The organism is Azospirillum formosense (assembly GCF_013340925.1).
Classification (GTDB): domain Bacteria; phylum Pseudomonadota; class Alphaproteobacteria; order Azospirillales; family Azospirillaceae; genus Azospirillum; species Azospirillum formosense.
The window spans coordinates 1-9,765 of the sequence record NZ_WHOR01000221.1; the positions used below are offsets into that span (position 1 = coordinate 1).

The following is a 9,765-nucleotide window of genomic DNA, read 5'->3' on the forward strand; positions in this document are numbered from 1 at the left end:
TCCGTCATACGGGGGACCTCGCCGGCGGTGCCGTGGGACGGCCGGGTCAGTAGGCGTCCTTGCGGCGTTCGTACTCGGCCTTGGCGGTGTCCGGGGTGAACAGGGCCGATTCCGTCTGGATCCATTTCGGCGGCGCCTTGCCGTCCTTCTTGAAGGCGACCAGCGCGTCGAAGGCCGGGCCGGCCATGTTCGGGGTCAGTTCCACGGTCGCGTTGGCCTCGCCTTCGGCCATCGCCTTGAAGATGTCGGGCACGCCGTCGATGGACACGACCAGGATGTCCTTGCCCGGCTTCAGCCCGGCCTCCTTGATCGCCTGGATGGCGCCGACCGCCATGTCGTCGTTGTGGGCGTAGACCGCGCAGATGCCCTTGCCGCCGTTCTCCGCCTTGATGAAGCTCTCCATCACCTCCTTGCCCTTGGCGCGGGTGAAGTCGCCGGACTGGGTGCGGACGATCTTCATGCCGGGATTCTTGGCGACGACCTCGTCGAAGCCCTTCTTGCGGTTGATGGCGGGGGAGGAGCCGACGGTGCCCTGGAGTTCGACCACGTTGCAGGTGCCACCGGTCTGCTTGGCCAGCCACTCGCCGGCGACCCGGCCCTCCAGCACCGTGTCGGAGGTGACGGCGGTCATGTAGAGGCCGGGGTCGCGGGTCTCGATCTGGCGGTCGAGCAGGACGACGGGGATCTTCGCCTCCTTCGCCTCCTTCAGCACCGAATCCCAGCCGGTCGCCACCACGGGGGCGATGAAGATGGCGTCCACGCCCTGGGCGACGAAGGACCGCACGGCCTTGATCTGGTTCTCCTGCTTCTGCTGGGCGTCGGAGATCTTCAGGTCGATCCCGCGCTTCTCGGCCTCCGTCTTGGCGGTCTTGGTCTCGGCGGCGCGCCAGCCCGATTCCGAGCCGATCTGCGAGAAGCCGACCACCAGTTTCTTGTCGGCGGCCTGCGCACCGCCGAGCCCGATCAACAAGGCCGCGGCGGCAGCGGCGGAGATCAACCATGTCCTGGACATACCGTTTCACTCCCCTGGGGTGTCTTGTCATCGATCCGGGCAGTCCCGGCGACCCGCCTGTGCCCGCTCACATCTGTTCGTTGCACCAACATTAGGCGTCGAAAACCATATCTGTCCAATACGATTCTCGACCGAAGCGATACCGAAACCGGCATGATCGCCCGATGCGGGCAAAGCGCTGCCGGTCCTTCCCTCACCTCTGTCCGGGCACGCCGTCGATCCGCCGCCACAGGCCCAGCGGATTGCCGTCGCGCAGCGCCTCCGGCAGCAGGGCGGCGGGAATGTCCTGGTAGCAAACCGGGCGCAGGAAGCGCCGGATCGCCAGCGTCCCGACCGAGGTCCTCCGGCTGTCCGAAGTCGCCGGGAAGGGTCCGCCATGGACCATGGCGTGGCAGACCTCGACGCCGGTCGGCCAGCCGTTGGCCAGGATGCGGCCCGCCTTGCGTTCCAGGGTCGGCAGCAGCGCGGCCACGGCGTCGCCGTCCGCCGGTTCCATCTGCACGGTCGCGGTGAGCTGGCCTTCCAGCCGCTCGGCGACGGACCGCATCGCCGCGACGTCCGGGCAACGGATCAGCAGCGACGCCGCCCCGAACACCTCGTCCTGCAAGGCCGGCTCAGTGAGGAAGGCGTCGGCGGTCGTGCCGAACAGGGCGGCCTGCGCTTGGTTCGGGCCGAAACAGGCCAGCCCGCGGGCGAGCGTCGCCACGGCGGCGCTGCCGGACAGCCGCGCCACGCCTGAATCGTAGGCGGCGTGGATGGCCGGGGTCAGCATGGTCGCGGCGGCGCTGCCGCCCAGCGCCTCCACCGCCACGGCCACGAAACGGTCGAGGTCCGGCCCGTTGACGCCCAGCAGAATGCCGGGGTTGGTGCAGAACTGGCCGGCGCCCATGGTCAGGGACGCCACGAAGCCCTTGCCCAGCGCCTCGGCCCGCGCGGCCAGGGCCGCCGGCATCAGGAAAACCGGGTTGATGCTGCTCATCTCCGCATAGACCGGGATCGGCTCGGGCCGCCGGGCCGCCGCCGCCATCAGGGCGAGGCCGCCGCCGCGCGAGCCGGTGAAGCCCACCGCCTTGATGCGCGGGTCGGTGACCAGCGCCGTTCCGATGGGGTTGCCGACGCCGAACAGCAGCGAGAAGACGCCCTCGGGCAGCCCGCAGGAGGCCACCGCCGCCCGGATGGCCTGGCCGACCAGCTCCGACGTGCCGGGATGGGCGGAATGGCCCTTGACCACCACCGGGCAGCCGGCGGCCAGCGCCGACGCGGTGTCGCCCCCGGCCACCGAGAAGGCCAAAGGGAAATTCGACGCGCCGAACACCGCGACGGGGCCGAGCGGGATGTGGCGCTGCCGGACGTCGGGCCGCGGCAGCGGCTTGCGCTCCGGCTGGGCCGGGTCGATGCGGGCCTCCAGCCAGCCGCCCTCGCGCACCGTCTCGGCGAACAGGCGGAGCTGGCCGACGGTGCGGCCCCGCTCCCCCTCCAGCCGCGGGCGCGGCAGGCCGCTCTCGGCCATGGCGCGGACGATCAGCGCGTCGCCGAGGTCGAGGATGTTCGCGGCGATGGTCTCCAGGAAGGCGGCCCGCGCCTCCAGCCCGGTCTCGCGGAAGGCGTCGAAGGCGGCCCAGGCCAGCGCGCAGGCGCGCTCGACCTCCGCGGCCCCGCCGCCGCCGAAGGCCGGCTCCAGGTCCGCGCCGGTGGCGGGATCGACGGCGCGGAATTCGCCGTCGGAACCACGGTGGCTCCGCGCGCCGATCAGCATCTCGCCGGTGATGGTCATCATGGGTCTCCTGGTTTGGCGAGGGGGGGCGCCGTCCTCAGCGCGCCCAGCGCAGGACCAGCGGGTCGAGACGGCGGGCGGCGTCGAGCAGGCCGGCGCGGCTGGCCGGGTGCGGGTCCGCCAGCGGGTGGCGCACGGCGTCGCAGGCGATGATGCCGCCCTCCTTCATCAGGATCTTGGCGGTGGCGAGCCCGCACTGGCGGTTCTCGTGGTTGATCAGCGGCAGCCAGCGCCCGTAGGCCGCCACCGCCGCCTCGCGGTCGCCGGCCAGGAAGGGATCGATGATCTGGCGGATGCCGTCGGGATAGCCGCCGCCCGTCATGGCGCCGGTGGCCCCGGCGTCGAGGTCGGCCAGCAGGGTGATCGCCTCCTCGCCGTCCCACGGCCCTTCGATGGCGTCGCCGCCCAGCTCGATCAGCCGGCGCAGCTTGGCGGCGGCCTGCGGCACCTCGACCTTGAAGTAGGCGACGTTGGCGATCTCCCGCGCCATGCGGGCCAGCAGCTCCGCCGACAACGCGGTGCCGCTGACCGGGGCGTCCTGGATCATGATCGGGATGTCGATGGCGTCGGACACCCGCTGGAAGAAGGCGACGATGCCCGCCTCGGGCACGCGGATGGTGGCGCCGTGGTAGGGCGGCATGACCATCACCATGGCGGCCCCCAGCTCCTGGGCGCGGCGGCTGCGCGCGGCGCAGGCGGCGGTGCTGAAATGGGTGGTGGTGACGATGACCGGCACCCGGCCGGCGACGTGGCCGAGGATGGTCTCCATCAGCACGTCGCGCTCGGCGTCGGTCAGCACGAACTGCTCGGAGAAGTTGGCGAGGATGCACAGGCCGTCGGAGCCGGCGTCGATCATGAAATCGACGCAGCGCGTCTGCCCGGCGAGGTCGAGGTCCCCCGTCTCGGTGAAGATGGTGGGAACGACGGGGAACACTCCCCGATAGGGGCGGGCGCTGGTGGCCATGGCCGTTGGGGTCCTTCTGTCGGGTGGATTGCAGGCCGGGTCAGCCGGGCGGATGCCCGAAGCGGCCGGGCGGCAGGCCGCGGACGCCGGGATCGCACTCGAACAGCGCGCCGGCCAGCGGTTCGTCGGGGCGGCCATGCGCCGCGGTGGTCACGAACAGCCGGTCGAGGGCGGGACCGGCGAAGACGCAGGAGGTGACCCGCGACACCGGCAGCGCGATCGCGCGGTCCAGCGTGCCGTCGGGCCGGAAGCGGCTGACCCGCCCGCCGTCCCAATGGGCGACCCACAGGCCGCCCTCGGCGTCGCAGGTCATGCCGTCGGGATAGCCGTCGCCCTCGGTGAAGCGGATGTGGGCGCGCTTGCCGGACAGCCGCCCCGCGCCGTCGAGGTCGAAGGCGTGGATCGTCCGCGCCGCGCTGTCGGTGTGGTAGAGCGTCCGCCCGTCCGGCGCCAGCGCCGGGCCGTTGGCGACGGTGTAGCCCTCATCCACGCGGGTGATCGCCCCATCGGGGTCGAGCCGGTGGAAGGCGCCGGACGGCGTTTCCTCTCCGTCGTCCATGCTGCCGATCCACAGGCGCCCCTGCGCGTCGGCCTTGGCGTCGTTCAGCCGGTTGCCCGGCCGGTCCGGGTCGATCCGCGCCAGTTCTGCGGTGATGACCGCGCGGCCCGGCTCCAGCCGCAGGCGGACCACCCGGCGCGAGCGCAGCCCGGCGATGAAGCCGTCGCCATCGGCGCACTCCACCAGCCAGCAGGCGGCGTCCTCCAGCGCCCAGTCCGTCTGGGTCCCGTCGTGGAGCCTGTGGCGCAGGATCCGCGACCCGTGGATGTCGACGAAGAAGACGGCGCCCTGCCCCGGCGACCACAGCGGGCCTTCACCCAGGAGCGCCCGGGCGGGCCAGACGCAACGAACCTCCTGCGGCATGCCGTGTCGCCTCCCCCTCGCGGTCCCGTTCCGAATTTTGTTGACCATGCGAACAATAGAGAGCGTTCTGATAATCGTCCAATACGAATATCGGCACCGGCGATACGAGATTTCGTATGTCGGGGCCATCGCCAGACCGGAGGCCCCCGCCCGTGACCCCGCACCGTTTCCCGGCCAACTGGTTCCTCAAGGCCCGGCTGAAGCTGCGCCATCTCCAGCTTTTCGTGGCTCTGGACGAACACCGCAACCTGCACCGCGCCGCCGCCAGCCTGACCATGTCGCAGCCGGCCGCCTCGAAGCTGCTGGGTGACTTGGAGGAGTCGCTGGGCGTCACCCTGTTCGAGCGCCACGGCCGCGGCGTCGAGCCGAACTGGTACGGCAGCCTGATGATCCGCCACGCGCGGACGATCCTCAGCGGCCTGCAGGAGGCGGGGGAGGAGCTGAACGACCTGCTGGCCGGCCACAGCGGCAGCGTCTCCATCGGAACGGTGATGGCCCCGGCGGTGGAGTTGGTGGTGCCGGTGATCACCACGCTGACCCGCGACCATCCCGACCTGAAGATCGCCGTGGCGGTGGAGACCAGCGACGTGCTGGCCGAGCGGGTCCGGCAGGGCGTGATGGATTTCGCGATCGGTCGCCTGCCCGACCATGCCGACGCCGCGTGCTTCGACTATCAGGAGATCAGCAGCGAGGAGTTGTGCTTCGTCTGCCGCGACGGCCACCCGCTGCTGCGCCTCGGCCGTCCGCTGACCGCCGCCGATCTGGTGGACGCCACCTGGATTCTCCAGCCCCTGGGCAGCCTGCTGCGCAGCCGGGTCGAGACGCTGTTCCGCGCCGAGGGGGTCCCGCCGCCGCGCAAGGTGATCGAAAGCGCCTCCCCGGTCATCTCGCTGGCGATGGTGGCCGAGAACGATTCGGTGACCGTCTTCGCCCGCGCGCTCGCCCAGGTGTTCTCGCCCACCGGCAGCTGCACCATCGTGCCCTTCCACAAGCGCTTCAGCGTCGAGCCCTACGGCATTTTCTGGCTGAAGGACCGCCCACTGTCGCCGGGTGCCCGCACCGCCCTGGCCGCCTTGCGGGCGGCGTCCGACGCCAAGATGCGCCGCGCGCTGGAAACGCCGCAGCCGGACCCTTCAAGCGATATACAAATGCATATGGATTGCGCCAATAATCGTATTTGACAGTTATGGTTTTTCGGCCGATTGCTAGCCTTACAAACATTGCGCCACCCGACACCCGTTCAAGTGCCGCGGGTGTGGCCAACCCGGTGCCGCAGAAAGGGGAGGAAATCGGCCCATGTCTTCTTCGTTCACGACCACACTGGCCGGGATGGCCGTCGGCGTGCTGGCCCTGACCGCTGCGGCCGCGCCGACCCTGGCGCAGGACAAGCCCACCGTCGGCATCGCGATGCCCACCAAGTCCTCGGCCCGCTGGATCGACGACGGCAACAACATGGTCAAGCAGTTCCAGGCCAAGGGCTACAAGACCGACCTTCAATACGCCGAGGACGACATCCCCAACCAGCTCGCCCAGATCGAGACGATGGTCGCCAAGAACAGCAAGGTCCTGGTGATCGCCGCCATCGACGGCACGACGCTGACCGACGTGCTCCAGCAGGCCAAGGACCGCGGGGTGAAGGTCATCGCCTACGACCGGCTGATCCGCGGGTCGGAGAACGTCGACTATTACGCGACCTTCGACAATTTCCAGGTCGGCGTGCTCCAGGGCAGCTACATCGTCGACGCGCTGGGCCTGAAGGACGGCAAGGGTCCCTTCACCATCGAGCTGTTCGGCGGCTCCCCCGACGACAACAACGCCTATTTCTTCTACAACGGTGCCATGTCGGTGCTGCAGCCTTACATCGACAGCGGCAAGCTGAAGGTGGGCAGCGGTCAGGTGGGCATGGACAAGGTGTCCACCCTGCGCTGGGACGGCGCCACCGCCCAGGCCCGCATGGACAACCTGCTGAGCGCCTTCTACGGCAACCGCCGCGTCGACGCCGTGCTGTCGCCCTACGACGGGATCAGCATCGGCATCATCTCCTCGCTGAAGGGGGTCGGCTACGGCTCGCCGTCTCAGCCGATGCCGGTGGTGACCGGCCAGGACGCCGAAGTGCCCTCGATCAAGTCGATCCTGGCGGGCGAGCAGCGCGCCACCGTCTTCAAGGACACCCGCGAACTGGCCCGGATCACGGTGGAGATGGTGGACGCGGTGCTGGGCGGCGGCACGCCGCCGGTCAACGACACCAAGACCTACGACAACGGCAAGAAGGTCGTCCCGGCCTACCTGCTGAAGCCGGTCAGCGTGGACGCGTCCAACTGGAAGGGCACGCTGGTCGACAGCGGCTACTACACCGAAGCCCAGTTCAAGTGACGAAGCGGCGCGGGGCGGGCGCCAAGCGGCGCGCCCCGCCACCGGCCCGAGGTTCGACCGGGCGATCGGAGGATTCCCATGGACTCCATCCTGGAGATGAAGGGCATCACCAAGACGTTTCCCGGCGTGAAGGCGCTGGACGACGTTAACCTGTCGGTCCGCGAGGGCGAGATCCACGCGCTGATCGGCGAGAACGGCGCCGGCAAATCGACGCTGATGAAGGTGCTGAGCGGGGTCTACCCGCAAGGCAGCTTCGACGGCGAGATCCGCTTCCGCGGCCAGCCGCAGGGCTTCCGCGGCATCGCCGACAGCGAGCGGCTGGGCATCATCATCATCCACCAGGAGCTGGCGCTCGTCCCCCTGCTGTCGATCACCGAGAACCTGTTCCTCGGCAACGAGCAGGCAAGCCGCGGCGTGATCGACTGGGACGCCGCCACCCTGCGGGCGCGGGAGCTGCTGCGGCTGGTCGGGCTGCACGACCCGCCGGAGACCCTGATCACCGACATCGGCGTCGGCAAGCAGCAGCTCGTGGAGATCGCCAAGGCGCTGTCCAAGGAGGTCAAGCTGCTGATCCTGGACGAGCCGACCGCCAGCCTGAACGAGAGCGACAGCGACGCCCTGCTGGAGCTGCTGCTGCAATTCAAGGCGCGCGGCATCGCCTCCATCCTCATCTCGCACAAGCTGAACGAGATCGCCAAGGTCGCCGACCGGGTGACCATCCTGCGCGACGGCACGACGGTGGAGACGCTGGACTGCCGCGAGGCCGCGGTCAGCCAGGACCGCATCATCCGCGGCATGGTCGGGCGCGCCCTGTCCGACCGTTACCCCAAACGGACCACCGTGCCCGGCGAGGTGCTGTTCGAGGTGAAGGGGTGGAGCGCCGACCACCCGGCCCATCCCGGCCGGCGCGTCGTCCGCGACGTGAACCTGACCGTCCGCCGCGGCGAGGTGGTGGGCATCGCCGGGCTGATGGGCGCCGGCCGCACCGAGTTTGCGATGAGCCTGTTCGGCCGCTCCTACGGCCGCAACATCCGCGGGCAGGCCTTCCTCGACGGGCGGGAGATCGACGTCTCCACCATCAGCCGGGCCATGGCGAACGGCCTCGCCTACGCGACGGAGGACCGCAAGCATCTCGGCCTCGTGCTCGACAACGACATCCGCAACAACGTCACTCTGGCGAACCTCAAAGGGGTGGCCAAACGCTGGGTCATCGACCATGAGCGCGAGGTCCAGGTGGCCGAGGAGTTCCGGCGCCGGCTGCGCATCCGCTGCGCCGACGTGTTCCAGGAGACGGTCAACCTGTCGGGCGGCAACCAGCAGAAGGTCGTGCTCAGCAAATGGCTGTTCGCCGACCCGCAGGTGCTGATCCTCGACGAGCCGACCCGCGGCATCGACGTCGGCGCCAAGTACGAGATCTACACCATCATCAACCAGCTGGTCGCCGAGGGCCGGGGCGTCGTCCTGATTTCCTCCGAAATGCCGGAGCTGCTGGGCGTCGCCGACCGCATCTGCGTGATGAACGCCGGCGAAATGGTCGCCGAGATGCCGGCGGCGGAGGCCAGCCAGGAGAAGATCATGCGGGCGATCATGCGCTCCGGCGAGACGCTGATGTCCGGGGAGGCTCTGCCATGAGTGCCGAACTCAACCTTCCGGCGCGCGGCCCGCGGGTGTCCATGGGACGGTTCGTGAAGGCGCACATGCGCGAGTACGGCATGCTGCTGTCGCTGGTCGCCATCGTCCTGTTCTTCCAGTACATGACCGACGGCACGCTGTTGCAGCCGCTGAACCTGACCAACCTCGTGCTGCAGAACAGCTACATCGTCATCATGGCGCTGGGCATGCTGCTGGTGATCGTCGCCGGGCACATCGACCTGTCGGTGGGCTCGGTCGTCGCCCTCATCGGCGCGCTGGCGGCGACGCTGATGGTGCGGCTCCACCTGGACTTCGTCACCACGACGCTGCTGTGCCTGCTGGCCGGGGCGGCGATCGGGGCGGTGCAGGGCTTCTGGGTCGCCTATCTGCGCATCCCCTCCTTCATCGTGACGCTGGCCGGCATGCTGGTCTTCCGCGGCCTGTGCCTGATCCTGCTGGCCGGCCAGTCGGTCGGTCCCTTCCCGGTGGAGTTCCAGCGCCTCAGCTCCGGCTTCATCCCGGACTTCCTGGCGCTCGACGCCCTCAACCTGGGCAAGTTCCACCTGACCAGCCTGCTGCTCTGCGCGGCGGTGGCCGCCGCGATGGTGGCGATGAACACCAGGGCGCGCCTGCGCCGGCAGAGCGTCGCCATCGAGCAGGAGCCGCTGCCGCTGTTCGTGGCGAAGAACGTCGCGCTGGCCGCCGTGCTGATCTATGTCGGGCAGCTGATGGCCTCCTACCGCGGTCTGCCCAACGTGCTGATCATCATGAGCGTGCTGATCGCGCTCTACAGCTTCGTCACCCGCAACACCACGGTCGGGCGGCGCGTCTACGCGCTGGGCGGCAACGAGAAGGCGGCCAAGCTGTCCGGCATCGACACCCGGCGGCTCAGCTTCTACACCTTCGTCAACATGGGGGTGCTGGCGGCGCTGGCCGGGCTGATCTTCGCCGCAAGGCTGAACACCGCCACGCCGAAGGCCGGCGTCTCGTTCGAACTGGACGTGATCGCCGCCTGCTTCATCGGCGGCGCCTCGGCCTCGGGCGGGGTGGGCCGGGTGACCGGGGCGGTGATCGGCGCCTTCATCATG

At 69.6% G+C, this 9,765-nt stretch carries 8 protein-coding genes; 4 read left to right on the forward strand and 4 right to left on the reverse strand.

All coding sequences use genetic code 11. The annotated features are described in order from the left end of the window. Nucleotides 1-46 precede the first annotated feature (46 nt). The 4 genes from ytfQ to GBZ26_RS22310 form a co-directional block, all read right to left on the reverse strand. On the reverse strand, nt 47-1,012 hold the full coding sequence (ytfQ, locus tag GBZ26_RS22295; protein ID WP_040138170.1) for a galactofuranose ABC transporter, galactofuranose-binding protein YtfQ: 966 nt from the start codon (nt 1,010-1,012) through the stop codon (nt 47-49). 193 nt (nt 1,013-1,205) lie between these two features. Continuing rightward, nucleotides 1,206-2,786 (reverse strand): aldehyde dehydrogenase (NADP(+)), encoded by a 1,581-nt coding sequence (locus GBZ26_RS22300; RefSeq protein WP_174440743.1) that lies wholly within the window; start codon nt 2,784-2,786, stop codon nt 1,206-1,208. Between the two features lie 37 nt (nt 2,787-2,823). Further along, entirely contained in the window at nt 2,824-3,750 is a 927-nt protein-coding gene (locus GBZ26_RS22305; RefSeq protein ID WP_174440737.1) for a dihydrodipicolinate synthase family protein, read from the reverse strand. A gap of 40 nt (nt 3,751-3,790) precedes the next feature. Then, on the reverse strand, nt 3,791-4,672 hold the full coding sequence (locus tag GBZ26_RS22310; RefSeq protein WP_174440738.1) for an SMP-30/gluconolactonase/LRE family protein: 882 nt from the start codon (nt 4,670-4,672) through the stop codon (nt 3,791-3,793). Between the two features lie 152 nt (nt 4,673-4,824). Here GBZ26_RS22310 and GBZ26_RS22315 point away from each other — a divergent pair, with 152 nt between their 5' ends. The 4 genes from GBZ26_RS22315 to mmsB all read left to right on the forward strand — a co-directional run. After that, nucleotides 4,825-5,853 (forward strand): LysR substrate-binding domain-containing protein, encoded by a 1,029-nt coding sequence (locus tag GBZ26_RS22315; protein ID WP_174440739.1) that lies wholly within the window; start codon nt 4,825-4,827, stop codon nt 5,851-5,853. Between the two features lie 115 nt (nt 5,854-5,968). Next, nucleotides 5,969-7,045, forward strand: a complete 1,077-nt coding sequence (gene chvE / locus GBZ26_RS22320; protein WP_174440740.1) for a multiple monosaccharide ABC transporter substrate-binding protein — start codon at nt 5,969-5,971, stop codon at nt 7,043-7,045. A 78-nt stretch (nt 7,046-7,123) separates the two neighbouring features. Next, a complete protein-coding gene (gene mmsA / locus GBZ26_RS22325) occupies nt 7,124-8,677 on the forward strand; it encodes a multiple monosaccharide ABC transporter ATP-binding protein (protein WP_174440741.1) in 1,554 nt (517 codons plus the stop codon). Further along, nucleotides 8,674-9,765 (forward strand): multiple monosaccharide ABC transporter permease (gene mmsB, locus GBZ26_RS22330; protein WP_174440742.1); only part of this gene is annotated, 1,092 nt, incomplete at its 3' end. The genes mmsA and mmsB, both read left to right, overlap by 4 nt.